We start from the raw sequence: 25,933 nt of genomic DNA, 5'->3' as shown, positions 1-25,933 counted from the left end.
GACCATGAACTCGACCAGCCCCGCCGCAACCGACGCCGCCTGTTTTGCCCAAGACATTTACATCGCCAGCCTCGACGAAGGCAACGGCAAATCATTGGTAATGCTGGCGATGATGGAGATGCTGTCCGGCCTGGCCGACAACATCGGCTTTTTCCGGCCGATCATCCACAGCACGCCGGATAAGGACGATCTGATCCAGTTCATCAGCCACCGCTACCCGGTCGCCGTGCCGCAAGCCGCGATGTACGGCTGTACCAGCGCCGAGGCCCGCGAGTTGCTGGCCGCCGAACAATACGACGAACTGGTCAAAACCATCCTCAGCAAATTCCGGGCGTTGAAACGGCAATGCCTGCACGTGCTGTGCGTCGGCTCCGACTACAGCCACGGCAACGCGGTATTCGAATTCGACTTCAACGCCGACGTCGCCAATAACCTGGACTGCTTGATCATGCCGGTGATCCAGGGCGAAAACCGCAGCAACGAACAACTGCTGAGCAGTATCGCCAGCCTGAAACACTCCGTGCACGAGAACGGCTGCGAACTGCTGGCCAGCGTCGTGATCGGCGTTGCCGGCAACCAATTGGCCGGCCTGCGCCACGACCTGAATCATGCCAAAGGCTTTCCGGTTTACCTAATCCCGGCCGAATCGTCGCTGGAAAAACCCAGCGTCGGCAACATCGCCAAAGCCCTCCGCGCCAAGGTGTTGTGCGGCGAAGCCGCAGCGATGAGCCGCGAGGTCTACCATTACAAGGTCGCGGCGATGCTGATTCCGGATTTTCTGGATTACGTCGAAACCGGCGATCTGATCATTACGCCGGGCGACCGTTCCGACATCCTGTTGGCCAGCATCATGGCCTACAGTTCGGCCAACTATCCGCAGATCGCCGGCCTGATTCTGACCGGCCACCAACAGCCGCCGCCGCAGGTACAAAAATTGATCGACGGCTTGGGCGGCACTCCGTTCGCAGTGCTGGCGGTCGATTCCGATACTTTTACCACGGCGATGCAGGTCAGCCAGGTGCCGGCCAGCCTGCACTCGCAAGACGACCGCAAGATCGCCGCGGCCTTGGGCCTGATCGAACGCAACATCAATATGGTCGAACTACGGCTGCGCCTGTGCAGCAAAGTCGGCCACAAAACCACGCCGCTGATGTTCGAATACGACATGTTGCAGCGGGCCAAGGCCCAGAAACAGCATATCGTGCTGCCGGAAGGCAACGAAGAACGCATATTGCTGGCCGCCGAAATCCTGCTATTGCGCGACGTGGTGAAAATCACGCTGCTGGGCAACGAAGCCGAGATTCGGCAAAAAATACAAAACATGGCGTTGAAGCTCGATGCCGTCAACATCGTCGACCCGGCCAATTCCGAACTGCGGCCGCTGTTCGCCGAAACCTACTACCAAGCGCGTAAACACAAATGCATCGTTTACGACACCGCCTACGACCTGATGGCCGACCCCAGCTATTTCGGCACGCTGATGATCCATCTGGGTTACGCCGACGGCATGGTCTCCGGCGCCGTGCATTCGACGCAACATACCATCCGGCCCGCCTTTGAGATCATCAAAACCAAGCCGGGCGCATCTATCGTTTCCAGCGTATTTTTCATGTGCCTGGAAGACCGGGTGCTGGTCTACGGCGACTGCGCGGTGATTCCTAACCCCAATGCCGCGCAACTGGCCGACATCGCCATCAACGCCGCCGAGACCGCGCGCATGTTCAATATCGAACCGCGCATCGCGATGCTGTCCTATTCCACCGGCGAATCCGGCAAGGGCGAAGCGGTCGATAAAGTCCGCGAAGCGGTAAAAATCGCCAAGTCGCTGCGGCCGGAGCTGCTGCTGGAAGGCCCGATGCAGTACGACGCCGCGGTCGATGCCAGCGTCGCCAAAACCAAATTGCCGAACAGCCAGGTCGCCGGCCGCGCCACGGTATTTATTTTCCCCGACTTGAACACCGGCAACAACACCTACAAGGCCGTGCAGCGTTCGTCCGGCGCGATTGCGGTCGGCCCCATCCTGCAAGGCCTGAATAAACCGGTCAACGACCTGAGCCGCGGCTGCACCGTCACCGATATCGTCAACACGGTGGTGATCACGGCGATTCAGGCGCAGGAAGGCGGCAAACCGTGTGCATAGTTCGCGCCTTTTTTGCCGTGTTGCTGGCATTGGCCGCCGCGCCGGCCGCCGCGGATACCCGCATCGCCGTACTCGATTTCGAATTGAAGGACCTGACGCTGGCGCCCGGCATCCCGGCCGAAATCGCCCGCACCGCATCGATCAAGCCATTGCTGACTAAAGAGCTGGAAAGTGCCGGTTACCGGATAGTCGAGATTCCGGCCGATGCCAGGCAAGCGGCCAATAGCGGCGTCGGCTATTTGTTCGACCACGCCGACGCGGCGGCGGCATTGGCGAAGCGCTACGGCGCCGACTATGTGTTGGTCGGCCGGCTGCACAAGCCCAGCTTTCTGTTCGCCTACCTGATGGCGCATCTGGTTCGGGTAAGCGACGGCAGCCTGGTCGGCAATTACATCACCGAATCCAAAGGCCCCAATGCCGGACTGACCGGCAAGGCCGTGGAAAGCCTGACGGTCAAAATCGACCGGGACCTGGAGCGGCGTTATTCGCTACCGCCACCGCAAAAACGCGTAATCGACTCTAAATGAAAATTCTGGTACTCAACGCCGGCAGTTCGTCGCTGAAATACAGCCTGTTCGACATGGCCGCGCGGACGGCATTGCTGTCCGGCCTGATCGAACGCATCGGCGAAGCCGAATCCAGCCACCGCTATCGGCTCGGCACTTCCGCTCCGCAACAACAAGCGCTAACTTGCCGCGACCACGGGCAAGCGCTGCAAACCCTATTTAGCCTGCTCCGCGCAACCCTGCCAAGCGGCTTGAGCGAATTGGCGGCGGTCGGCCACCGCGTCGTCCACGGCGGCGAATTCTTCCACGAACCGGCCTTGATCGACCGCCGGGTTATCGCTCACATCGAAGCGGCGATTCCGCTGGCCCCGCTGCACAACCCGGCCAACCTGTCCGGGATCGAACAAGCCCTGCACCTATTGGCCGAGGTGCCGCACGTCGCCGTGTTCGACACCGCTTTCCACCAGACTCTACCCGACTACGCCTTCCGTTACCCGCTGCCAAGCCAGTTGTACAGCGAACACGGCGTGCGCCGCTACGGATTCCACGGCACATCGCACGCCTACGTCGCCAAGCGAGCCGCCGACTACCTGGGAAAACCGCTGGCCGCAACCAATCTGATCACGCTGCATTTGGGCAACGGCGCCAGCGTCGCCGCGATTGCCGGCGGCATCAGCATCGACACTTCGATGGGCATGACGCCGCTGGAAGGATTGATGATGGGTAGCCGTTGCGGCGACATCGACCCGGCCATCGCCTTTTACCTGGCGCGTACGCTGGGCATGGACCTGGATGCAATCGACAAGTTGTACAACAAGGCCAGCGGCTGCCTCGGCGTCTGCGGCGAAAACGACATGCGCGCCATCCACGCCAAAGCCGAAAACGGCGACGACTCGGCCAAGTTGGCGCTGGCGATGTACGCCTACCGCATCAAAAAATACATCGGCGCCTACTACGCCGTGCTGGGCCGGGTCGATGCGCTGGTATTCACCGGTGGTATCGGCGAAAACGACGCCTGGCTGCGCCAAACCTGCTGCGAGGGCTTGACGGCTTTCGGCATCGCCGTCGACCCGGCCGCGAACGCGGCGCCGGCCAAACCCGCCGCCATCAGCCCGGCCGCGTCGCCGGTCGCGGTGCTGGTCGTCAATACCGACGAAGAACTGGAAATCGCCTTGCAAACGGCGGAGTGTTTGGTCAAACGCTCGAATTGAAGCCAAGCTATCGGCTTTGTTATATTGTTGCAAACATGGCTGCGACAATATAACATTGACATTCCGTTTAGCTTAGCCGTCGCGTTTTGATTATGAATAAATTGCCGCCCTTTCTGTTGCTGTTGCCCGCCAGCCTGCTGCACGCGGAAACCCAAACCGATGCCAGGTTGGATGAGATCGTCGTCACCGCGCCGCTGCCGGTCAGCAAATCCGACGCGGGCTCTCCGGTCACCGTGCTCAGCGACGACGAATTGCGGATGAAAACCGGCCACAGCATCGGCGATACCTTAAAAAACGAATTGGGCATCAGCAGCCAATCTTTCGGCCCCGGCGTCGGCACACCAGTCATACGCGGCCAAGCCGGCCCCAGGGTGCGGGTATTGAGCAACGGCATCGGCGCCAACGACGTGTCGGCAATCAGCCCGGACCACGCCACCAGCGTCGAACCGCTATTGGCCGAACGCATCGAAGTATTGCGCGGCCCGGCCACCTTGCTATACGGCAGCGGCGCAATCGGCGGCGTGGTCAATGTCATCGACAACCGGATTCCGGGCAAAGCCTTCGACCAAGCCTTGAACGCCGCGCTGGAACAACGCTTCGATTCGACCAGCGACGAGACCAGCACCACGATGAAGGTCGAAGGCAGTAAGGACCATATCGCCTACCACCTGGACGGCTTTTACCGGCACCGCGACAACATGGACATTGGCGGCCAAGGTATCGATACCGCCAAGGTTGCCATCACTGACCCCAGTCTGGAAATTGTCGACAACCCCAGAGGCTATCTGAACAACACCGGGGCGGAAGCGATCAGCGGCTCGGCCGGCCTGTCCTGGGTCGACGATTTCGGCTTCGCCGGGGTTTCGATCAACAACCTGAATAATAACTACGGCATTGCCCCGGACGGTACCGGCGAAGAAATCGTGCAAATCGCCATGCGCCAAACTAAATACGATTTCAAAAGCGAACTGGACAACCCGTTGCCGTTCGCCAAAAACCTGCGTACCCGCTTGGGCTATACCGATTACCAACACACCGAAATCGCCAACGGCGAGCCCGGCGCCTTCTTCACCAACAAAAGCTACGAAGGCCGGATAGAACTGAATCATCACGACATCGGCCCGTTACGCGGCGCGGTCGGCTTTCAAGCCCAAGTCAGCGATTTCAACGCCATCGAAAAATTGACCGGGAATAGCATCGTACCGCGCTCCGATAGCTACAGCTACGGCGTATTCGGCGTGGAAGCCTTCGACCTCGGCCCGGTCACCTATCAATTCGGCACCCGCGTCGAACAAACCGACATCCATCCGGACGGTTTTGATGCGTTGAGCTACACGCCGGTCAGCGCGTCGGCCTCAGCCTTGTGGAAACTCGATACCCGCAACAGCCTGAATCTGGCCGTGACCCGCTCGTCGCGCGCCCCGACGGTCCAAGAACTGCTGGCCAATGGTTACCACGATGCCACCCGCAGTTTCGAAGTGGGCAGCCTGAGTCTAAAGGAAGAGACCTCCTACAACCTGGACTTGGGCTACCGCTTTAAAGGCGACCGGCTGCGCGCCGAGTTCGACCTATTCCACAACTGGGCCGGCGATTACATTTACCAGCGTCGCACCGGCGAATTCGTCGACGAAGATGGCAACCCTTGCGCGGTCGATTGCAAACCGGTGTTGCAAAGCAGTCAGCAGGATGCGATTTTCAAAGGCTACGAAGCCAAGCTGATCTTCCCGATGCTGGAAAACCATCTGGGTCTGCTGGAATTGACCCTGTTCAGCGACTACACCCGCGGCGAATTCGTCAACGGCGGCGACGTGCCACGCATGCCGCCGCTACGCTACGGCCTGCAACTGGATTACAACAAAGACAAACTGTCCAGCTACCTGCGCCTGACCCGCGCCGACGACCAAACCCACGTCGGCGAATTCGAAACCTCGACCGCCGGTTATTACCTGCTCAACGTCGGCGTCAACTACCAAGTCAAGGCCTTGCAAGACGCCAAACTGATGGTGTTCGCCAAAGGCAACAACCTGCTGGACCAGAACATCCGCAACGCCACGTCCTATCTGCGCAATTTCGCGCCGGAAGCGGGGCGTGGGGCGGAAGTAGGATTTCGCTTAAGCTATTAACTCGTTCCCACGCGCCGCGTGGAAATGCCTAGCTACCGCGCTGCGGTAAGTATCGGGCCGCAACGCGGCCAAGCTCTACGTTCCCACGCGGCGCGTGGGAACGAGGAAACTAGCAAGTCAAGGCCTTGAAAATGCCAAGCTGATGGTGTTCGCCAAAGGCAACAACCGAATAGACCAAAACATCCGCAACGCCACGTCCTATCTGCGCAATTTCGCGCCGGAAGCGGGGCGCGGGGCGGAAGCGGGATTTCGCTTAAGCTATTAACTCGTTCCCACGCGCTGCGTGGGAACGAGGAGCTTGGCAACTAACTAGCGCCAACCCAAACCCGGTTTACCCGCTCGTCGTCGCGGATGCGCTCCAGGATTTGGTAAATGCGGCCGCAGTCTCGGGTTTGCATCGCGATGCCGTAGCGTTGGTTAATCGCATCGACCAAGATTTGATAGTCCTCTTCGGCGATGCCCGGCAGAAAATCGCTCAGTTCGGAGCGATTGGTGAAAAACGCTAGCGTATTCGGGCCGAAATCCAGAAACGGCCAGAGGATGTGTTGCAAAAAGTCCTCCAGCAATTCCGGGTCGTCGTAAACCCGGTTAGGGCCGTCCAGTTCGTCGTCGCTCATCCTGTTTTCTCCTGTCAAGTTACTTGTAATGTGGAGCAAAAATACCGACTACCGTTAAGTTAAGCATTTAGCTGCTACTCCCCTCTTTGAAAAAGAGGGGTCAGGGGGAGATTTTTTCGAATAAATTCCCCTCAATCCCCCTTTTTCGAAGGGGGAAGCGGCTTAATTTAACGGCATCGTAAATAGGCCAGGGCCTCGGCTTCCGATTGCTCGATGGCGATTTCGACCGCGCGTTTAGCGGCTTCGAGAAGTTGGGTGGCGCGTTGTTTGGCTTGACGTGCGGATTGTAAAGACTACTCAACTGCCTTTTCAGTGGCTATTGAAAATTTTGGAATCGGCAGATTCAGCAAATCGGATTCGGAAATCGCCGGATACATGCCGGCGCTGGTGTACAAATCCATCAATCTGCAAATCAGGGGCAACCGAAGGTAGGTCAGCAATACGTCTCCGCTGATATGCTTGGGCTGCAATACGACAAAACCGGAAGAACAAACGAAGCCGTCTTGCTGCTCGCTAATCGATGCCGACAAACGCCGGTTAGGCCGTACCATGGAGGTAATGACATCATGCGAACGGACATACTGCGTTGCCCGGCTTGGCGCTTCGCGTTGCGGTAAACATTGCGCTTGAGCTGTACCATCGTTATTGAGTGTGCCAATTTCGATGTAATGAAACTCATAGGTTTCGTTGGGGGTAAAGCGTTCTTTTCTGGCGAGCGCTACATCGCGGATTTTTAAACTGTCGCAACTCAGCCGCTTGAGCAATTGGTCGATGCCGGGATTGAAGAACTCGGCGTCCAAGCGGCCGGCTAAGAAGGCTTCGCTACTGTTGCGGATATAACTCAGCGGCTCTGGAACTTGCCAATTCTCAGGGCTTAATGCTCGTAAAAGCAATATTTCGGCATCTAATAGAAAATTTGCTGCCTGACTATTAGCTTCAAACGCAGAATTTACTAAACCGCCAAACACCCCGTTTTCGGTGCCGCGTGTTCCGAACTATCGTTATCCGGCGATACTGAGTAGAATCCGTCTGAACGCGGTGCTAGATACATCGACACTCTTACAATAATAACAAGCTGATGTTTCGATGACTCAGACAGAAATCTTTCCCTGGAACCCCGGTTTCGAAACCGGCCTGCCCGTAATCGATGCCCAACACCGGCAATTGGTCGAGCTGCTTAACCGCTTAGCGGCGCATTTGGCCTATCGCAGCGCTATCCCGGAATTAGAGGCCATTTTCGATCAATTGACGCAATATGCGGCTTTCCATTTTCAAACCGAAGAAAGTATCTGGGCCCAATACCTCGATAGCGACGATTCGGTGGCGCTGCACAAATTGTCCCATCAACACTTCGTTACCGAACTGCTGGCGCTAAAACACGATCGGACCGATGCCAATTTCGAGAAAATTTTGGAGCGGATCGTCAGCTTCCTAACCCGCTGGCTGGCGTTTCACATTCTCGACAGCGACAAACGCATGGCGCAAATCGCCCTGGCAGTCGGCCAAGGCGTCCCCTTGGAAACCGCCAAACGCAGCGCCGAAGATCTCACCGACGCGCAGCAGGTTTTAATCAAAACCATATTGCGGATGTACGAAAACCTGTCGTCCCGCACTTTACAGTTGATGAAAGAAGTGGCCGAACGCCAACGCGCGGAAACCAAATTGCGCTTGTTTGCGAAAGTGTTCGAAAACACGCTGGAAGCGATTTGCATCACCGATCCCGAGCGGCGCATCATCGATGTCAACGTCGCGTTTTGCCAGGCGACAAAAAATAGCTCGGCGGAACTGCTCGGCAAACCGCTCGACCGGATTAAATCCGGCTTCACCGATACCCAGTTGGCCGCCACAATCGCTAAGCCATGCAGGCTAGCGGACATTGGGCCGGAGAAATCTGGAACCGCAATCCAAACGGCGAATTGGAGCCCGAATGGTTGACGCTGTCCGCCATCAAAAACAGCGAAGGCGAAATCAGCCACTACGTCAACGTTTTTTCCAGCGTTGGCGAGTTGATCAAGCGCCAGCGTTATCTGGAACACGCCGCCAACCACGATGCATTGACCGGTTTACCCAACCGCCTGTTGCTGGCCGACCGGATAAGCGTGGCCATGGAATTGGCGCTACGCACGCAAACCCTGTTGGCCGTTTGCTATCTCGACCTGGACGGATTCAAACCGGTCAATGACCATTGGGGCCACGAAGCCGGCGACGAAGTGTTGAAACAGGTAGCGGTCAGATTGAAAAGCTTGATGCGCAAATGCGATACGGTTGCCCGCTTGGGCGGCGACGAGTTCGTGTTGCTATTGGGTAATATGACCAACTTGACCGACTGCGACTCGTTTCTGACGCGAGTGTTAACCGAAATCGAACGGCCAACCCCCATCGCGCAAGGCTTCGCCTATGTATCGGCCAGTATCGGCGTCACGGTTTTTCCGCTGGATAACGTGCCGGCCATGACTCTTTTATTGCACGCCGACCAAGGGCTGTACCAAGCCAAAAACTCCGGCAAATCCTGCTTCAGCTACTGTTCCGCGTTGCCGAGGCAATAAGCCCGGTAAGCCGGAAACGCCTGACGGCTTATTCCGGCCTACTCAGCGTTACGTTAACCGGAATTGCTTTCCCCCATAATCGGGCAAATCCGCTCGAACCTTCCTGTAGGCCGGAATAAGCGCCAGCGTTTCCGGCAGGGTCTAACTCACCAAAAGTACCAAGCATCGCGCCGGTAGCCACCGCCACAGGTTATGCCGCGATTCCGGCTGGGATATGGAACACTCTTGCCAAAAACGGCGGCAGGTCCCCGGCGTTCTCTGCCGGGGCGACGTGCGTTTGTAAAATCGATAACACTGTTCCCTCACCTCACCAACGTCGCCCGCTGTTCGTCGGTCATCAAGCGCGCGGCTTGCTGGCGGGCTTCGGCGGCGTTGGTATCGCCCAGTGCGTCCAGCACTACCGAGTAATTCAACCATAGGTTGCCGTGGGCCGGAAATTTATGGGTGGCGGCTTCCAGCAGGCTTTGCGCCTCCCGGTCGCGGCCGGTTCGATGCAGGAAAAAGCCGTAGCTCGACACCGCATCCGGATTGTCCGGCGCCAGTTCCACCCACTCTTTAAACGCCGGTTCGGCGCGCAGATTGTCGTTGGCCATCGCCGCGGCCGTGGCCAGCGCGGCGGCGGCCATCGGTTGTCGCGGAAATTTTTCGCTGACGCCGATGGCAACCGCCAAAGCCTCGGCATGGCGGCCGCTTTCGATCAAGGCCCTGACGTGCTTATAGGCCAAGTACGGGTCGCCCGGTTCGCGCTCGCTGGCGCGCCGCGCCGGTTCGATTGCACGTTCCGGCCGCCCGGTCACCGAGAAATAGCGCGCCAAGGCGCCCTCCAACGCCGCGCTGGAAACCGGCTGCGAAGCGATCACGCCGGTGATCAGGCTGTCGCCGCGTTCCCGCTCGCCCGCCAACCACAACAAACGCGCCAGGCTATACAAGGCTTCCGGTTCCGCCGGATGGCGCGACAACACCGTTTCCCAGGCCGCCCGCGCGTTGCCGAATTCGCCTGTGCGCTCCGAAACCCGGGCCAGATCGGCATAGACCCGCTCCGGCGCGCCGGCTTGGCCGGCCAAGCGTTTCAACAATTCCAGCGCCTGGGGCAGTTGGCCGCGCGCTTCGAATAACGCCGCCTGCAACTGCTCCGGCAGTATTTCGCCCGTGCGCAGGCTACGCGCCTGTGCCAACGCCTGTTCCGCTTCGGCGAAATGGCCGGTGCGGATAGCGGCTTCGCTAAACATGATCTGAAAATCGAAATTGTTGCGGTAATTGGGCTGCACGGCGGCGGCCAGGCTGTAGGCCTGGGAAAATTCGCTGCGCTTAACGTGCTCGAAAGCTTTGGAACCCGCCGCTTCTATGCCGCCGGCCTCGCGGACGATACGGTTATTGCCGGCGTTGCCGAGCCAGCCGGCCGCCAAGCCGCCAACCACGGCCAGCACCGGAAACAGGCGCAGCGCGGCAGCCACCGGTTTGAAGGGCGGGGTATGCACCAAAGCCCCGGCCCGTTCCAGTGCCGCCGCCCGTTGTTGGCAATAGTCCGGCCACTGTTCCGCCGCAATCTCCGCCGCGGTGCTTTCCCAACGGTAGTCGAAGCGGACTTCGCGCCGCCGCGACCGGACATCGACCCGGTACCGAAACCCCGGTCCCTCGTGAGTGAAGGCACCCGCTTTCTGCTTTTTCACCGCTTTACCGCGGACCACAACGCTGTGGCAAACCCGCAAAGGATGGCGCAATAGAAAAGGCTGCGCACGTTGTTGATGGGGGTCGATGGTTTCCACGGCCAGGAACAGGCCGTGAGCGCCATAGCTGAAAAAGTCCGGCGGCTTGCGTCCGGCCTGCCCCCAGGTCGGCAACGAATGGCGGCTGCGCAATTCGATCCGGTTACCGTCGCTGTCGTCGCCGATCTGCATGCTTTCGGGATTCGGCAGCAATGCCGGAAAATTCTGCTGCAACGCGTCGGCCCGCTGTTTGGCGAACTGGCGCTGGCCTTGGTTCAGGATGGCCGCGCGGATGTCGTCTGCCAACCAGCCGCTGGCCTCCAGCACCTGATCGACCGCGCCATCACGGCATTTCCGATCCAGTGTGAAGGTTTCGGTCAGCGTCAGTTCGGCCAGCGCCGGTGGCGGCAACTCCAGCAAGGCATCGGTTGCCGGGTCGATCTGCAAACCGGCACCGAACGGCGGCGCGGCCAAACGCTCCAGATCGCCGCCCTGGCCGACCACGGTCGGATCGGCGAAATAACGTTGGCCGTCCAGCTCGAATCCGACAATGACGTGGTTGAAACAGGCCGTGGACGGCATCAGCCGTTGAATGCCGTCGTGCCAGCCGCTGGCGACCAATACCGGCCACGCCGCGATGCCCAACTCGCGCAGCAAGGCCGCCAGCAAAATCGATTTATCCTTGCAGTCGCCGAAGCGCCGCCGCAATACCGTACCGGCCCCGTTCGGCAACATGCCGGCGCCGTGGCCGAAATCGACGCTTAAGTAGCGAATGTCGTTTTGGACGAAGCGCAGTGCGGCCACTATGGCCGCGGCGCGGGTTTTGCCGTCGGCCAGGCGTTGCGCTTCGGCGGCGACGCTTTCGGCCGCGTCGTTTGCCGCATCGGCCCAAAGCTCGGCGAAAAAGCGTGCGACCTGGCCCCAGGTTTGCCAGCAAGTCGCTTCCAGTACCGGAAACGGCCAATGGCCGCCCGGCACGTTGCCCTCCGCCTGAAACATCGGCGGCCGGTCGTAGCGCCAGCTCACGCCATCGGCTTCGCTAGTCTCGACCGGTACGGCCGCGCCATCCGGCGTATGCAAGCGCCAGCGCAAGTCGCAGCCGGAAGCTCCGGTCAAGGCCAAACAGTAAGTTGCCACCGGCACGCTCCAAGCCAGAAAATGCAGCGCGGTGAACAACAGGCCCGGCAGCGGTTCGCGCGGCAGCAGCGTCCAGGACAAGTCGATCACGTCGCCGACCCGCACGTCTTCCAGCAAAGCCACCAACGATACGTAGCCCTTCAGCATTTGCTGTTCGAATTGCTGCTCGCGCTGGCGAAGCAAAAACGCCTCTTTCGCCACCGGCTCGCGCTTTTGCCAGGCGCCCTCCGCGCTCATGCGCCAAATCGCCAATTCGTGGAGTTGCAAACGCTGCGCGGCCGGATCGAACTCGACCACCACCTGGCTTTGGGTTTGCACCGCCGATAACGAGGCCAGCATCTTCACGGTACGTACATACAGCGCCTGGCTTGCCACATGGTGCTGTTCGTCGATCAGCAAAAAACCGAAACCCTGGCCCTCGGCGGGCCGCCAGGCCCAATCCACGGAGCGTTGCCGCACCCACTCGGCCGGTGGCTGTACCGACCATTCGGCTTGTTCGATCGGCACGTGTACGCGCATCGACATGAAATTCCTCTTCTCGTTATTTTTTCCAATGGGGACGTTTGCTCGGGCCGGCAAACTCTTGGCGGATAACGCCAAGCAACACGGCCGCAGGCAGCGGAGCTCAGCATGCGGCGAAAGCGGTCTAGTGTCAATCGTCGGCGCCGCCGCTGTTCAGGTACGATGGTTTACGGCTATGACCTCCCGGCTTCGGGCGATGCCGGCCGGTTTCAACAACCAACGGTACGACAAACCGCTCGCCAATCGCTCCGGGTTTTCGCTAGCGTAGTCGGGGCTTAACCGAAGATACCTTTAACCGCCAACGCCTCGCGGGCCAGCTTCTGCCGCAGCGCCAAATCGTCTTTGCCGCGCAAATCGATGTTCAGCGCAAACAACCAGACCTCGGCCTGGGTCTCGACGTAACCGACGTACCAGCCGACTTGAGGATTGGCGCGCGCCGCCCAGCCGGTCTTGGCCCGTAGCGCATAAGCGGGGGTTTGCTCGGCCAGCATGATCTCGCGCAGGGTGTCGTAAGCGAAGTCATCGAACGGCAGCGAGCGCCGGACCACTTTGCGCAGGAATTCGACCTGCTCCGCCGCGCTGATCTGCAACGAACCGTCCAGCCAGAATTCGGTCAACGCAAACGGTTCGCGCAATTCGCCGTACTCGGTTTGCTGCAAATAGCGGCGATAGGCATCGGCGCCGATTCGCCGCGCCAACTCCTGGTAACACCAGACGCAGGAAACCTTGAACGCCGAAGCCAGCGTCTGGTCGCGGTTCCAATCCGGAAAGTCGTGGATTTGTCCATCCCAGTGCAAAGTGTCGTCTTTGCCGGCAATGGCCCGCTCCTGCAACGCAATCAGCGTGTTGATGATTTTAAAAGTGGAAGCGACCGGCAAACGCCGGTTGGCGCGGGCATCGTTATGGACGAAACTCCGGCCGGTGCGTAGCGACGAAATCACCACCGTCCCCTCCAGGCCGCGGTCGGCAAACAGCTTCGCCAACGCCGGGTCTTCGGCGCGAGCCGGTCCGGTTGCGGAAACCGCAAGCAGCAGAATGGCAAGGCAGGATTTGATTATTGGGTTCGGCATGATTTCAGTGAGTTTTGGTGAGAGGGAACCGTTAGTACGTCGTCGGCACCGGCTTATTCGCGGTCGAAATCGGCGCTAGCCGGGACACCGGCATTGCCCCAATGCAGCGGATACTCACCGCCGGCGACGAAACGACGGAAGGAACTGTGCGGCCAGTTCGCTGGAGAGTCCGTTAAACCGTGCTTGACCGGATTGTAATGAATGTAATCCAGGTGGCGCTGAAAATCGGCTTCGTCGCGAATGCAATGTTCGAAAAAACGCGGTTTCCAGACGGTTTTGGCGGCGTCCGCTTTGACTTCGGCCGCCATCCTGCGGGAAAAGTCGGTCTTAATCATTTGCCAGCGCACCGAATAATTCGCGTCGCCTTCCGGCAGTTGCCAGAAGCAATGCAAATGGTCCGGCAACACCACCGCGGCGGTTAATTCGAACGGCCGCTTGGCCTTCACAGTTTTAAACGCCTGCCGCAGCCGCGCCACGTCTCGTCCATCAGCAAAAATCGCTTGCCGGCAGTAAGTCACCACCGTGAAAAAATAGCAACCGCCGGGAATGTAAACGCGTCGGTAATCGCTCATCAGCCTTTCCGGATACCCGGGGAAATCAAACCATTTCAAACACTGTAGGCCGTAATAAGCGCAGCGTTTCCGGCAATTTAACCGATATGAATCGTTGCATTGCCCCACCCAGGAAAATGGGCGGAGAACAACAGACCGACACCGTCATTTCATTGGGGGGCTCGCTCCGGAGAGTCGCGGTTAAAGGCTTGAGTTGCCAGTCAATTTAAAGCTTGCCTTGTTAGGCGTCATCTTGCGGTTCCCTATTTTCTTGCTCTGTTTCTACCGGCATAGTTGGAAATTCTGATCTCGGTTTAGTACTTAAATCTAGAAGCCGTTCAAATATTTTCTCTTCTGCCTTCAATGGGGCCTCCATATCTTGCAATCCAAAGAATGCTGAAAGATAACCGCAGCCAGCGTGCAGCACTGCTACAAAAATCTCCTCAAGGTGAAGCACAGAACCCACAACTAATGCATCAGCAGTCTTTTCACCATTTGAATGCCCCGAGTAAAAATAGCTCGCTCCGAAAGGTGAGCCGTGGATAATTTCTGACGAAATCGAATAAATAAGAGCATACCCGCCAAGTAAGCGAGAGCCCGCTCTACGTCCAGCGAGCTCTCCCACCCTCCTTATACGGCTCGGAACATCAAGGGCGGTCCAATTACCTTGCCCTTTGCCACTAAATTCGGGCCATTCTGTAGCCAACGCAATTGATGGGTCAGGGTCAGAGCGGAGCTCAAAAGAAAACTCACCACTTCCGATTTTCTTATTGTGAAGACGCCAGGCAGCAAAATTCACATATCGGATGGCTCGTGAAGCAACCTCATCTGACTCTGATAATAAATAGCTGGCGTTAACAAACGATTCCAATGCAGAGCGTGCAATTGGATAAGCATCTCGAACTGGTATGCCACGAAGTTTTGCCATGCTTAGCAGTGTTTCAACCGATTGCCCAGCAGCCATCGCAAGTAACGTGCTTATCCGTCTTTGGTCATCAGGTAGTGAGCACGTCAGCAGCTCTCCCTCAAAAGTCGCTGGCCCTTGAGATGCCACAAACAAGGCCAGATTTAGAAATTTTTGTTGCAACAGTGCGAGGCCGCGCAACGCATCTAGCAGTGGCAGTTCTTCTTCCGGCATTGGATTCCTCAAGGTATTGCTGCCTAACCAGTAATTAAACAGATCGGTATATCAAAGACTACAGCGTGATATACCAAGTCAAATCCATTCTAACAAACCGGCCAAGCGCGCGACAGCTCCACGCTCACCCACCAAAAAATCCCCTTATAATCCAACCACAAAAATCCCCGCCGGAGACCCCCATGCTCAAACACGCCAACGCCTGGAATAACCACTTCCCGGAATTCGCCGGTTGCCGGGACTCGGTGGTGGCGCAGTTGATGGAAGCGGCGACGCTGGTGACGGTGCCGGCCGGGCAGCAGGTGTTTTATCCGGGCAAGGCTTGCGAGCACTATTTGTTGCTGTTGTCCGGCAGCGTCAAGGCGCAGATTTTGTCGGCCGACGGCCGCGAGGTGTTGTTGTACCGTGTGCTGCCCGGCGACTCCTGCGTGCTGACCACGTCCTGCCTGCTCGGCGACAACGACTATCCGGCCGAGGGTTACACCGAGACCGACGTCAGCGCCTTCGCGATTCCGGCTCACGTGTTCCACCGCTGTTTGCAGCAATCGGCGTTCTTCCGCGAGTTCGTGTTCCGCAATTTTTCGGCGCGCCTGGCCGATGTGATTAAGCGAATGGCGGCGTTAAGCTTCGCCAGCATCGACCAGCGGCTGGCGCAGACTTTGTTGACGTCGCAGAGCCGGACGATCCAAAAAACCCACCAGGAACTGGCGCTGGAATTAGGCTCGGTAAGAGAAGTGGTGTCCCGGCATTTGAAACGCTTCGAAAGCCTGGGCTGGCTGAATTTGAGCCGCGGCAGCATCGAGATCGTCGATGCCGCCGCGTTGCGTGGGCTGCTGTCGGGCGACTAGTCGTCGCGTTGCCTGCGTTGCTCGTTACCGACCAATTGAATGAAAATAAAGCCGAGGATGAAACCCAAGCCCGCCGCCAACATCAGCGGCAAGGCAAACGGGATGTCGTGCGGGTCGCGCAGATTCATCTGCAGGATATTGGAAGCAAAGCCGAAAATGAGTTCTTTCATAGCCGATACCTACCGTCTTGTTATTTAGGATTGCCCGTTTCGGCCGCCGCTGGCGGCGATCGGGCAATGACAATTTAGCGCCGGCCGCCCCTACGACTCAGTGACTAAGTCACCAAGCTCGAAACCGATACCGTTTGATGAAGACTGACAAAATCCCTCGCCTTCCCCAAATCCCGGTGATATTGCTCACCGGCTTTCTCGGTAGCGGCAAAACCACGCTGTTGAACCGCCTGCTGGCGGACGGCGTAAAAACCGCGGTGATCATCAACGAATTCGGCGCCGAGCCGGTCGACCAGGATTTGTTGCAGCGCCAGGACACGCCGTTGACGGTGCTGTCCGGCGGTTGCTTGTGCTGCCAAGTGAAAGGCGCGCTGGCGCCGACTTTAAAAAACTTGCGCATGGCCTGGGATGCGGCGCCCGACAAACCGTTCGAGCGCGTCGTCATCGAAACTAGCGGCGTCGCCAGCCCGGAGCCGATTCTGGATACGCTGCTGCGCGAGCGCTGGCTGGCCGGGCGTTACCGGCTGCAGGCGGTGTTGACGACGCTGGCGATTCCGGCGGCGCTCGATCAGTTGGATCGTTTCCCGGAGGCCGCGGCACAGGTGGCATGGGCAGACCGTTTACTGTTGACGCACGCCGATCTGGCCGACGCCGGGCAACAAACCGCGCTGGCCGGGCGTTTACAGCAGTTAGCCCCGGCCACCCCGAGCGACCTGCTGCGTCCCGATGCGGCGACGCCATCCGACCTGTGCAGCGGCAACGCCAGAAGTTTTCGGCTGCTGCCCGCTAACGCAAAGCCAACGCACGAGTTCCGCAGCCTGTCGCTGCGCTTAACGCAAGCCCCGGTCTGGACCCAATTGGAAGCAGCGCTGTTGGCGCTGCTGGCCGGCCACCCCGAATTGCTGCGCATCAAAGGCGTGATTTATCTCGCCGGCCGGACCGAACCGGTTGCGATACAGGCGGCCGGGCAACGCTTGTATCCGCCCGCCGCATTGCCGCCGCGCCACGAGGGCGACCTTTACGGGCGCTTGGTGTTTATCGTCAGCAGCACAACCGACGCGCTGGCCGCGGATTTGGCAACCGCCTTCGGCAGCGGGGCCGATATCCGTGCTCTCCGATAACCGCGGAACCCCGGCAATGCCGCGAAAACCGGATACGGGGCTAGGTTATTTGTATTACCATAGCAGGCAGCCAATTTACGGACTTTCAGCGGGAGGCAGACCATGCAAGGCGACAAACAAGTCATCGCTTATTTGAACGAATTACTGGCCGGCGAATTGACGGCCATCGACCAATATTTCATCCATTCGCGGATGTACCAAAACTGGGGTTTGGACAAGCTGTACGAACGCATCAGCCACGAAGTCCAGGACGAAACCAACCACGCCGACGCGCTGATCAAGCGGATTCTGTTTCTGGAAGGCACGCCGGATTTGTCCAAACGCGAACCGCTGGCGGTGGGCGCCACGGTGCCGGAGATGTTGCAAAACGATCTGGCCGTCGAACTGAAAGTGGTGGCGGATTTGCGCAAAGTGATGGCTTATTGCGAAAGCGTGCGCGACTACCAGACCCGCGAGATTTTGAAGGTGATGCTGGACGATACCGAAATCGACCATGCCCACTGGCTGGAAAAACAATTGAGCTTGATCGAAATGGTCGGCTTGGAAAACTATTTGCAGTCGCAAATTTAGCGATACTCCGACAAAATCGATGCCGTCCGCGGCGAGCTTGCCCAACCGCGGACGGCAGCTTCAGATTAGCCGCCGTCCCGCGCCGGCCGCAGGATTACCTCCAAACTCGCGCCAACCAACATCGGCCGACTCAGTCGCATCCGCTTGCCGGCGGCGGAGCGGACTCGCCGTCCGGCCCGGCCTGGTTGCCGATCCGGTCCAGCAACGCCAGCGCCGCGACGAAATCGAATCCATCGATCCGGTGGCTGAACTCGGCGTAATCGGCACCCAACGCCGCAGCCAGCGTAGCCGTATATTCCCTGGCCAAGCGGCAGGCCAGCGCATTGTCCTCGGCCAGCAAATCCCGCAATTCGGCAATAGCGGCTTCGGCCCGTGCGCCGCTAACGGCATCCGTAGCCGGCGCTACGTCGGCGTCGCCCAAGGCCGTAATGCCGGCCAGCAGCGGACCCAGTTCGTCTTCGCACAATTGCACCAATTCCAGGCAGGCACTTAGTTCGCGTTCATCGTGCAAGGCGCGGTCCAACTTGCCGGCGGCAGCGGCCAGACCAAAAGCCCCCAACGTTGCGGCGACGCCTTTCAAAGCATGCGCCAAGGCCCGGGCATCGCTGCGCCGGTGTTCCAGCAAGGCATTGACGACCCGCTTCATGTCGTCGCGGTGAGACTGCTCGAACATGCGCAACAAGCGCCGGTATTTGGCGAGATCGCCTTTAACCAGCGCCAGCCCTTGGGCACTATTCAAGCCGGCGATTGCAATCGGCGCGGCGGCAATGTTAGCGGCAACCGGCCGCGCCGGCGGCGGCAAAACCGGTTGCCCCGCCGGTTTCTGCCGGCCGCCGCGCTGCAGCCAATCCAACAAAGCCCGGTACAAATCCTCGGGTACCACAGGCTTGACGACGAACCCGTTCATGCCGGCATTCAGGCATGTTTGGCGGTCGTCGTCGAATACATTCGCCGTCATCGCCAATATCGGCAAGCGCGCGTATTCGGCGTTTTTCCGGATCAGCCGGGTCGCTTCCAGCCCGTCCATTTCCGGCATTTGCACATCCATCAACACCAGATCGTATGGCTCGGCCAAGACTTTTTCGACCGCAATCCGGCCGTTGGCGGCGGTCGCCACGGCCAACCCGACGCCGTGCAGCAATTCCATTGCCACTTCGCGGTTGATCGGATTGTCCTCCACCAGCAAAATGCGAGCCCCCGAATGCGTGCGCCGCAACTCGAATTCCGCGTCGCTGTTTTTGGCGGCGGCATACTCGGCCACGCCATGCCCGCGTTGCAAGCGCACCGTAAACCAAAAACGGCTGCCTTGGCCGATGCGGCTGTCGGCGCCGGCATCGCCCCCCATCATCCGCGCCAGGCGCCGGGTGATGGCCAACCCCAGGCCGGTACCGCCGTATTTGCGAGTGGTCGTGACATCGGCCTGTGCGAACACTTCGAACAGCATCGGCATTTTGTCCTGTTCAATCCCGATCCCCGAATCTTCGACCGCAAAACGCACCGTCAAGCCGTCTTCGTCCTGCTGCAGCAATTCGGCCGACAGCCGGATTTCGCCGCGTTCGGTAAATTTCACGGCATTGCTGGCGTAATTCAAGATGGCCTGGCGCAAGCGGGTCGGGTCGCCGCGCAACCATTCCGGCACGTCGCCCTGCACCAACGTTATCTGTAAGCCTTTGCCGCGGGCCTGGTCGGCCACCAGCGAGCGGACGTGGTCCAGCAAGGCCGACAACGAAAAATCGGTCTGTTCCAATTCCAGGCGGCCGGCTTCGATTTTCGACAAATCCAGAATATCGTTGATTACCGCCAGCAAATGCTGGGCCGCGCTATCGATCTTGTCCAACCGGTCTCTCTGCTCCGCACTGACCTGGCTTTGCCGCAACAGATAAGTCAGGCCGATGATGGCATTCATCGGCGTGCGGATTTCATGGCTCATGTTGGCCAAAAACGCGGTTTTGGCCTGGTTGGCGGCGTCGGCTTGCGCCCTGGCGGCCGCCAACTCGGCGGTACGGCTGGCCACCAGCTCTTCCAAATGGTGGCGGTGTTGGTCCAGCTCGGCGCCGATCCGCTTCTTCTCGGTGATGTCTTCCTGCACCGCGACGAAGTGAGTAATGCGGCCGGCCTGGCGGATCGGAATTACGCTGGCGAATTCGGTGTATTCGCCGCCGTGTTTGCCGCGGTTGCTGAATTCGCCTTTCCAGACCCGGCCCTCGCTTAGGGTTTGCCACATTGCCCGGTAAGTCTCCGGCGGCGTTTTCCCGGATTGCAGAATCCGCGGATTGGCACCCAACACCTCTTCGCGGCTGTAACCGGTTAGCTCGACGAAAGCTTGATTGACGTACTCGATGTTGCCGTCGGCATCGGTCACCAGAATGCTGGACGGGTTTTGTTCGACCACCTGCACCAGCTTAATCAATTCCTGTTCCGACTTTTTCCGGGCGGTGATGTCCAGATTGATACCGAACAAGCGCACCGGATTGCCGTCCGCATCGTATTGGGCCTGGCCCCGGCTGACCATCCAGCGCAGTTCGCCGGAGCTGTGCCGGAAACGGAATTCGACCTCGATCGGCAGCCGCTGCAGCACGCGTTCCCGCCATTGCGCCTCTATCAGCGGCTGGTCGTCCGGATGCACCAGCGCCAGCCAGTCGGCGTTACTGCGCAAGCCGCCCGGTTCCAAGCCGTAAAGCCGGGCGCATTCCGGCGTCCAATAGCACAAGTCGTTGACGATGTCCCAGTCCCAGATGCCGACTTGGGCGCCCTCCTGCGCCATCCGCAACCTCTGCTCGCTTTCGCGTAATGCATTGCTGGCCTGTTCGGCAGTTTGCCGGGCCAGGACGGCTGCTTCCATCGCTTTCACCGCCTCGGCCTGGGCCTGGTGCCGTTCCTGCTCGGCCCGCTTCCGCTCGGTAATATCGAACAGCACGGCCATGAAATCGCGGCCGACGATAATGCCGGAAATCTCGACGATTCGGACTTCGCCGTTCTTACAGGTTATCCGGTATTCGGCCGGCTCGATGTCGCCGCCGCTGGCGGCGGCCTTGGCCAACGCGGCACCCCAAGCCTGCATCACCCGGCGGCGGTAGTCCGGATCGGGATAAGCCAGCGGCCACCACGCATCCAGGGACGGCACTTCGCTCAGGTTGTAACCGAATGTCTCGAAAAAACGGGCATTGGCATCGACCAAATCGCCGTTGCCGGCAACGTAAGCCAACGCGATCGGCGCATCTTGAAACAGCCGGCGAAACCGTTGTTCGCTTTGCTGCAACGCCATTTCGGCCAGTTTGCGCGCGGTGATGTCCTGCATCATGCCGTGCAAGCCGACAATCTCGCCGCCGGCACTGCGCAGCGCTTCGCCGCGGGCGATCAACCACCGCCGTTGCCCGTCGCCGCCGACGATTTCGACATCGCATTGGTAGGATTCCATGTCGCTGCGGCATTTATCGACTGCCTCCGCCAGACGCTGCCAACTCTCGGCAGTAAAATAATTGCGCACTTCATCGGAATTGGCGGCTCCTTGTTGCGGGTCGCGGCCGAAAATCCGGTACAGGGCTTCCGACCAGACGATTTCGCCGGTCTCGAAATTCCAGCACCAGTTGCCGATACCGGCCAATTGCTGAGTGTCGCGCAGTGTCCGCTCGCTTTCCTGCGATACGGTCTCCGCGCGTTTGCGGTCCTGAATGTCTTCGACCACGGCAAGAAAGCAAACCGGCATATCGCCGGTTTGGCGGACTACCGATACCGTCCACTGAGTCCAGCGCTCACACCCGGCTGTATCGACCAAGCGCTTTTCCGCCGTATATGCGGCAATGGTTCCCGCCAGCAAACCGTCGAATTCGCGGCGACCCAGCGGGTCATCGTCGGGGTGGGTTATTTCGGCGCAAGTCCGGCCGTTGAGTTCTGCCGAGCGATAGCCCGCCATTTCGCAGAAACGGCGATTCGATTGCAGGAAACGGCCGTCGCCATCCAGTAACGCCATCCCAATTGCCGCCTGTTCGAACGCGGCGGCTTGGCTTGCGCCTCTTAGCCTACGCTGCAGCCGCTGCCGGATTGCGTCGGACAGGCTGGCCAGCAAACCGTTGCCGAGCAACAGCGCAACCGGCAACGCATCGAAATCCGTGCCGCCGAACAAGCCCGAATAGGCCGCAGCGGCGACAGCCGCCAAGGTCGCGACCAAGCCCGGTCCCGGCCCGCCCAGCACGGCGCTGGCGATAACCGGTAACAGCAGCAAGAGCGGTATGCGGTCCGGCTGTGCGCCGGCCGGCAAATAAAACGAGAGTGCGAAAAACGCCGCCACCGCCAATAAGGCCAGCAAATAGACTGCGACGGTTGAGCCAGAGTTAGAGCGCTGCATTCGAGTTCATTCTGAAACCACGCCAAGATTGGACGAATAAGTTTGGACCGGTCCGCCGTTGGCCTGATTCGGCATGGTTTCGGCGGCAGGCGAGAAAATTGCCGGCATCGTCAAATTCCGCGCTACGGATATCCCCAAAAAGCCGCAGAAACGGCGCAGCCCAACGGCTAAACCTAAGCTGCCGCGGGATTAACCGGGTTTAAGCCGACACTGTGTCCGCATAAGTTGAAACGGGCGATTACGGTATTGCCGTTGCCGAGATACTCCAAGCTGTCGAAACTCAAATGCCGCGCCATCGCGATGCCGCGGCCATGGATATCGAAAGCCCGCTCGGGGGAGAAGTCCATGTATTCCGTCCAATCGAAACCGTCGCCTTGGTCGGAAATGGTAAAGCTCAGTTCTCCCCGGCTGCGCCGGAAATCAACTTCGGCGAAGCGTTGGGAATATTCCGGCGCTGCCAGCCGGCGCTCGATTTCTTCGGCCCAGGTGCCGGCCAGCACGTAACGGCCTTTCTCGGCATAGCAGATGCCCAGGTTGCCGTGTTCGACGGCGTTGACCATCAACTCTTGCAACCCCTGCACCGCGCGCTCCGGCTCCGGGCAGGTGCGGGCCAAATGGGTCGCCAAAACCCTGGCATCGTCCAGCGTCTGGAACCGGAAGCGGCCTTCCTGCATCAAGGCCAGCGGCCGTTCCGCACTGCGCAGGTTTTCCTGCATCCTATATTGTTCGTGGTGCTGCTCCAACGCGGCATCGACGACCGCCAACAGCACTTCGGGCTGAAACGGTTTGGTCAGATAGTAATAAGCGCCCTGGTTCAACCCCTGCTGAATGCTGTTTTTGTCGCTGCGCGCGGTTTCGATGATCACCGGGATACCGGCCAGACTACGGTCGGATTTGATCAAACGCAACAGCTCGATGCCGTCCAGGCTGGGCAAGCCCCAATCCAGCAACACCAGATCGTAAGCGGCCGGCTCGGCTTGCAGTTTTTCCCAGGCGTGCATGCCGTTGCGGCAGACGTCGATCCGGTAACCTCGGTCCTGCAAGATGCTTTCGATCACCATCGTTATGATTTCTTCGTCTTCGACCAACAGTACATTAGGGGACGTGTTCATGCCGCTACCTCTGCGGAACATCGGGATGGTGGTGGGCAATAGCGCAGTAAACATCGAAATCGGCCAGAAAGGCGTCGGCCATATCCGGATCGAAATACCTGCCGCGGCCCTCGGCAATGATAGTTTTGACATCGGCCGGCGGCAACGCCGGTTTGTAGACGCGCCTGGATATCAAGGAATCGAACACGTCGGCAACGGCGATAATCCGCGCCGACACCGGAATCGCTTCGCCCGCCAGTCCGTCCGGGTAGCCGCTGCCGTCCCATTGTTCGTGGTGCCAATGGGCGATTTCCTTGGCCAAGGCCAGAAACTCGACGTTGCGGGTCGCATCGCGCTCGGCCATTTCTATCGCGTCGCGGCCCAGTTTGGCGTGGGTCTTCATGATCCGCCATTCTTCGACCGTCAGCGGCCCCGGCTTGCGTAGGATGGCATCGGGGATGCCGACTCTGCCGATGTCGTGCAACGGCGCCGAACGGGTCAGCAATTCGACGTAATGGTCGCTCAATACCCCGGCGAACCGCGGCAACTTTTGCAGCGACTCGGCCAAATGTTGCACATAGGCCCGGATGCGTAGGATGTGGTTGCCGGTCTCCAGGTCGCGGATTTCCGCCAGGTGCGCCAGTGCCCGGACGCTGATTTTCTGGATCAGCTCGTTTTCCTGCATTCTCCTGGCCACTTCCGCTTCCAGATAGGCGTTTTGGTCGCTGAGCCAGTCGCGGGCCTGCTTCAGTTCCAACTGGTTCCGCACCCGCGCCATCGCGATCTGCGGCAGAATCGGCTTGGTGATGTAATCCACCGCGCCGGCGTCGAGGCCGCGCAATTCCGATTCCACACTATCCGTCGCCGTGAGGAAAATGACCGGAATTTTGCTCGTCTCCGGGGTGGCGCGCAGGTTTTCGAACACATCGTAACCGTCCATCTCCGGCATCATCGCATCCAGCAGAATCAAATCCGGATGGGGCCGGCTGGCCGCCAACTGCAGTGCCCGCGCCCCCGTCGTCGCCACGCGTACCCGGTATTCCGGCTGTAACAATTCGCTGAGGTCGGTTACGTTTTCCGGCGAATCGTCGACGACCAACATGGTCTGCATTTTTTTGTCGTTCATATCCTGCTCATCGCGAAATACCGGATAGGCCAAACCACCGAAAAATCAAACGTGTTAGGGGATCAGGCCGTGTAGGGCTGTTGCGGCTACGGTGGCAGAAAACGGCGAATACTCGGTTCATTCCGCATTTTTTTAGACTCCCTCCCGAAAAACTCACCTTACCCCGCAGCGCGCGCCTAGATACTTTAGCCTATTTTGGCTTGCCCGCGAGCCAAGCCGGTCTGGCCTGAAGACGGAAAAGGCCGGATAATTGCCGGTTTTTTCCGAGTTCGCCCAATCGACATGCAATTTACTTTGAAATCCGCCGACGGCTTTGCCCGCCGCGGCCAGTTGAGCTTTGCCCGCGGCGTGGTGGAAACGCCGATTTTTATGCCGGTAGGCACTTACGGCACAGTCAAGTCGCTGACGCCGGAAGACCTGGAAACGCTGGGCGCGCAAATCATTCTGGGCAACACCTTCCATTTGCTGCTGCGGCCCGGCATGGACGTGATGAAAGCCCACGGCGACCTGCACGATTTCATGCGCTGGCAAAAGCCGATTCTGACCGATTCCGGCGGCTTTCAAGTCTTCAGTCTGGGTGCGTTGCGCAAGATCAGCGAGCAAGGCGTGACCTTCAAATCGCCGGTCAACGGCAGCAAGATCTTCATGGGGCCGGAAGAATCGATGCAGGTGCAGCGGGATTTGGGCTCCGACATCGTCATGATTTTCGACGAATGCACGCCCTACCCGGCCACGTTTCAGGAAGCCGCCGATTCGATGCGGCTGTCGCTACGCTGGGCCGAACGCAGCAAGCGCGCCCACGAAGGCAACGATTCCTCCCTGTTCGGCATCGTCCAGGGCGGCATGTATCCGCAACTGCGGGAGGAGTCTATCGCCGGCCTGACCGGCATCGGCTTTGACGGCTACGCCATCGGCGGTTTGTCGGTCGGCGAACCCAAACATGAAATGTTGGCGACACTGGACGCGATCCACCAGAAGATGCCGGCCGATAAACCGCGCTACCTGATGGGCGTCGGCACGCCGGAGGATTTGGTCGAGTCGGTGCGGCGCGGCATCGATATGTTCGATTGCGTGATGCCGACCCGCAACGCCCGCAACGGCCATTTGTTCACCCGCCACGGCACCATCAAAATCCGCAACCAGCAGTACCAGTTCGATACCCGGCCGCTGGACGAAAACTGCGCTTGCTATACCTGCCGCAATTACTCGCGCTCGTATTTGAAGCACTTGGACAAATGCAAGGAAATGCTGGGCTCGCGGCTGAACACGATCCACAACCTGCATTACTACTTGGAATTGATGGCCGGTATCCGCGCCGCGATCGAGGCCGGCCGCTTCGCCCAATTCGCCGAAGAGTTTTACGCGTTGCGCGGCATGCGGCCGCCGGCGGCATAA

General features: G+C 59.3%; 21 protein-coding genes. 11 read left to right on the top strand and 10 right to left on the bottom strand.

Annotated elements, in window-relative coordinates; genetic code table 11:
* The first annotated feature begins 4 nt into the window (after window positions 1-4).
* From pta to VXJ35_RS05800, 5 genes are all read left to right on the top strand, one after another.
* Window positions 5-2,140, top strand: a complete 2,136-nt coding sequence (gene pta, locus VXJ35_RS05820) for a phosphate acetyltransferase (RefSeq protein WP_064020844.1) — start codon at window positions 5-7, stop codon at window positions 2,138-2,140.
* Complete coding sequence (locus VXJ35_RS05815; RefSeq protein WP_408953928.1) at window positions 2,131-2,667, top strand: DUF2380 domain-containing protein; 537 nt, start codon at window positions 2,131-2,133, stop codon at window positions 2,665-2,667. The genes pta and VXJ35_RS05815 overlap by 10 nt, the downstream gene beginning before the upstream one ends.
* Window positions 2,664-3,857, top strand: coding sequence for an acetate/propionate family kinase (locus VXJ35_RS05810; protein ID WP_064020843.1), 1,194 nt, complete (start codon window positions 2,664-2,666; stop codon window positions 3,855-3,857). The genes VXJ35_RS05815 and VXJ35_RS05810 overlap by 4 nt, the downstream gene beginning before the upstream one ends.
* A gap of 92 nt (window positions 3,858-3,949) precedes the next feature.
* Window positions 3,950-5,980: a TonB-dependent receptor gene (locus VXJ35_RS05805; protein ID WP_064020842.1), complete on the top strand. Its 2,031-nt coding sequence runs from the start codon at window positions 3,950-3,952 to the stop codon at window positions 5,978-5,980.
* A gap of 142 nt (window positions 5,981-6,122) precedes the next feature.
* Window positions 6,123-6,245 carry a hypothetical protein gene (locus VXJ35_RS05800; protein ID WP_269454921.1) on the top strand — a complete coding sequence of 41 codons (123 nt, stop codon included), beginning with the start codon at window positions 6,123-6,125 and terminating at the stop codon, window positions 6,243-6,245.
* 40 nt (window positions 6,246-6,285) lie between these two features.
* Here the strand turns inward: VXJ35_RS05800 and VXJ35_RS05795 are convergent, their stop codons facing one another.
* Together VXJ35_RS05795 and VXJ35_RS05790 are read right to left on the bottom strand one after the other, a co-directional pair.
* A complete protein-coding gene (locus VXJ35_RS05795) occupies window positions 6,286-6,597 on the bottom strand; it encodes a hypothetical protein (protein WP_064020841.1) in 312 nt (103 codons plus the stop codon).
* Window positions 6,598-6,890: 293 nt separating this feature from the next.
* Window positions 6,891-7,565, bottom strand: coding sequence for a hypothetical protein (locus VXJ35_RS05790; RefSeq protein WP_157198096.1), 675 nt, complete (start codon window positions 7,563-7,565; stop codon window positions 6,891-6,893).
* Window positions 7,566-7,683: 118 nt separating this feature from the next.
* On the opposite strand from VXJ35_RS05790, the gene VXJ35_RS05785 reads away from it, so the two are divergent.
* Window positions 7,684-8,532 carry a bacteriohemerythrin gene (locus VXJ35_RS05785; protein ID WP_064020839.1) on the top strand — a complete coding sequence of 283 codons (849 nt, stop codon included), beginning with the start codon at window positions 7,684-7,686 and terminating at the stop codon, window positions 8,530-8,532.
* A complete protein-coding gene (locus VXJ35_RS05780) occupies window positions 8,529-9,143 on the top strand; it encodes a GGDEF domain-containing protein (protein ID WP_197495982.1) in 615 nt (204 codons plus the stop codon). Before VXJ35_RS05785 ends, VXJ35_RS05780 begins: the two co-directional genes overlap by 4 nt.
* 302 nt (window positions 9,144-9,445) lie before the next feature.
* Here VXJ35_RS05780 and VXJ35_RS05775 read toward each other — a convergent pair whose 3' ends face one another.
* From VXJ35_RS05775 to VXJ35_RS05760, 4 genes are all read right to left on the bottom strand, one after another.
* Window positions 9,446-12,511 (bottom strand): DUF3857 domain-containing protein, encoded by a 3,066-nt coding sequence (locus tag VXJ35_RS05775; protein ID WP_064020837.1) that lies wholly within the window; start codon window positions 12,509-12,511, stop codon window positions 9,446-9,448.
* A gap of 272 nt (window positions 12,512-12,783) precedes the next feature.
* Window positions 12,784-13,566, bottom strand: a complete 783-nt coding sequence (gene blaOXA, locus VXJ35_RS05770) for a class D beta-lactamase (RefSeq protein ID WP_064023388.1) — start codon at window positions 13,564-13,566, stop codon at window positions 12,784-12,786.
* Window positions 13,567-13,631: 65 nt separating this feature from the next.
* The gene (locus VXJ35_RS05765; protein WP_064020835.1) at window positions 13,632-14,150 is read right to left on the bottom strand and encodes an REP-associated tyrosine transposase; all 519 of its coding nucleotides are present in this window, start codon (window positions 14,148-14,150) and stop codon (window positions 13,632-13,634) included.
* Window positions 14,151-14,370: 220 nt separating this feature from the next.
* Complete coding sequence (locus VXJ35_RS05760) at window positions 14,371-15,267, bottom strand: DUF5677 domain-containing protein (protein ID WP_064020834.1); 897 nt, start codon at window positions 15,265-15,267, stop codon at window positions 14,371-14,373.
* A 182-nt stretch (window positions 15,268-15,449) separates the two neighbouring features.
* Here VXJ35_RS05760 and VXJ35_RS05755 point away from each other — a divergent pair, with 182 nt between their 5' ends.
* Complete coding sequence (locus VXJ35_RS05755) at window positions 15,450-16,115, top strand: Crp/Fnr family transcriptional regulator (protein ID WP_064020833.1); 666 nt, start codon at window positions 15,450-15,452, stop codon at window positions 16,113-16,115.
* On the opposite strand, the gene VXJ35_RS05750 is transcribed toward VXJ35_RS05755, so the two are convergent.
* A complete protein-coding gene (locus tag VXJ35_RS05750; RefSeq protein ID WP_197495981.1) occupies window positions 16,112-16,285 on the bottom strand; it encodes a hypothetical protein in 174 nt (57 codons plus the stop codon). The two genes, VXJ35_RS05755 and VXJ35_RS05750, sit on opposite strands and share 4 nt — an antisense overlap.
* A gap of 137 nt (window positions 16,286-16,422) precedes the next feature.
* On the opposite strand from VXJ35_RS05750, the gene VXJ35_RS05745 reads away from it, so the two are divergent.
* Together VXJ35_RS05745 and bfr are read left to right on the top strand one after the other, a co-directional pair.
* Complete coding sequence (locus VXJ35_RS05745) at window positions 16,423-17,406, top strand: GTP-binding protein (protein WP_064020832.1); 984 nt, start codon at window positions 16,423-16,425, stop codon at window positions 17,404-17,406.
* Between the two features lie 102 nt (window positions 17,407-17,508).
* Window positions 17,509-17,976: a bacterioferritin gene (gene bfr, locus VXJ35_RS05740; protein WP_054761208.1), complete on the top strand. Its 468-nt coding sequence runs from the start codon at window positions 17,509-17,511 to the stop codon at window positions 17,974-17,976.
* A gap of 130 nt (window positions 17,977-18,106) precedes the next feature.
* Here bfr and VXJ35_RS05735 read toward each other — a convergent pair whose 3' ends face one another.
* The 3 genes from VXJ35_RS05735 to VXJ35_RS05725 all read right to left on the bottom strand — a co-directional run bounded on the left by VXJ35_RS05735 (window position 18,107) and on the right by VXJ35_RS05725 (window position 24,538).
* Window positions 18,107-22,321 carry a PAS domain S-box protein gene (locus VXJ35_RS05735; RefSeq protein ID WP_082880813.1) on the bottom strand — a complete coding sequence of 1,405 codons (4,215 nt, stop codon included), beginning with the start codon at window positions 22,319-22,321 and terminating at the stop codon, window positions 18,107-18,109.
* 173 nt (window positions 22,322-22,494) lie between these two features.
* Window positions 22,495-23,433: a response regulator gene (locus VXJ35_RS05730; RefSeq protein ID WP_064020830.1), complete on the bottom strand. Its 939-nt coding sequence runs from the start codon at window positions 23,431-23,433 to the stop codon at window positions 22,495-22,497.
* A 4-nt stretch (window positions 23,434-23,437) separates the two neighbouring features.
* Complete coding sequence (locus VXJ35_RS05725) at window positions 23,438-24,538, bottom strand: HD-GYP domain-containing protein (RefSeq protein WP_064020829.1); 1,101 nt, start codon at window positions 24,536-24,538, stop codon at window positions 23,438-23,440.
* A 282-nt stretch (window positions 24,539-24,820) separates the two neighbouring features.
* On the opposite strand from VXJ35_RS05725, the gene tgt reads away from it, so the two are divergent.
* Window positions 24,821-25,933: a tRNA guanosine(34) transglycosylase Tgt gene (tgt, locus tag VXJ35_RS05720; RefSeq protein ID WP_064020828.1), complete on the top strand. Its 1,113-nt coding sequence runs from the start codon at window positions 24,821-24,823 to the stop codon at window positions 25,931-25,933.

It is taken from the genome of Methylomonas sp. DH-1 (assembly GCF_046097555.1).
In the GTDB taxonomy this organism is placed as follows: domain Bacteria; phylum Pseudomonadota; class Gammaproteobacteria; order Methylococcales; family Methylomonadaceae; genus Methylomonas; species Methylomonas koyamae.
Note: the sequence above shows the minus strand (reverse complement) of the source record. Positions and strands in the feature narration are given on the sequence as shown.

Coding starts and splice junctions, on each gene's coding strand:
- pta (WP_064020844.1), top strand. CDS start 5: ATGAACTCGACCAGCCCCGCCGCAACCGACGCCGCCTGTTTTGCCCAA.
- VXJ35_RS05805 (WP_064020842.1), top strand. CDS start 3,950: ATGAATAAATTGCCGCCCTTTCTGTTGCTGTTGCCCGCCAGCCTGCTG.
- bfr (WP_054761208.1), top strand. CDS start 17,509: ATGCAAGGCGACAAACAAGTCATCGCTTATTTGAACGAATTACTGGCC.
- VXJ35_RS05750 (WP_197495981.1), bottom strand. CDS start 16,285: ATGAAAGAACTCATTTTCGGCTTTGCTTCCAATATCCTGCAGATGAAT.
- VXJ35_RS05760 (WP_064020834.1), bottom strand. CDS start 15,267: ATGCCGGAAGAAGAACTGCCACTGCTAGATGCGTTGCGCGGCCTCGCA.
- tgt (WP_064020828.1), top strand. CDS start 24,821: ATGCAATTTACTTTGAAATCCGCCGACGGCTTTGCCCGCCGCGGCCAG.
- VXJ35_RS05745 (WP_064020832.1), top strand. CDS start 16,423: ATGAAGACTGACAAAATCCCTCGCCTTCCCCAAATCCCGGTGATATTG.
- VXJ35_RS05755 (WP_064020833.1), top strand. CDS start 15,450: ATGCTCAAACACGCCAACGCCTGGAATAACCACTTCCCGGAATTCGCC.
- VXJ35_RS05730 (WP_064020830.1), bottom strand. CDS start 23,433: ATGAACACGTCCCCTAATGTACTGTTGGTCGAAGACGAAGAAATCATA.
- VXJ35_RS05785 (WP_064020839.1), top strand. CDS start 7,684: ATGACTCAGACAGAAATCTTTCCCTGGAACCCCGGTTTCGAAACCGGC.
- VXJ35_RS05725 (WP_064020829.1), bottom strand. CDS start 24,538: ATGAACGACAAAAAAATGCAGACCATGTTGGTCGTCGACGATTCGCCG.
- VXJ35_RS05735 (WP_082880813.1), bottom strand. CDS start 22,321: ATGCAGCGCTCTAACTCTGGCTCAACCGTCGCAGTCTATTTGCTGGCC.
- VXJ35_RS05795 (WP_064020841.1), bottom strand. CDS start 6,597: ATGAGCGACGACGAACTGGACGGCCCTAACCGGGTTTACGACGACCCG.
- VXJ35_RS05765 (WP_064020835.1), bottom strand. CDS start 14,150: ATGAGCGATTACCGACGCGTTTACATTCCCGGCGGTTGCTATTTTTTC.
- VXJ35_RS05800 (WP_269454921.1), top strand. CDS start 6,123: ATGGTGTTCGCCAAAGGCAACAACCGAATAGACCAAAACATCCGCAAC.
- VXJ35_RS05775 (WP_064020837.1), bottom strand. CDS start 12,511: ATGTCGATGCGCGTACACGTGCCGATCGAACAAGCCGAATGGTCGGTA.
- VXJ35_RS05810 (WP_064020843.1), top strand. CDS start 2,664: ATGAAAATTCTGGTACTCAACGCCGGCAGTTCGTCGCTGAAATACAGC.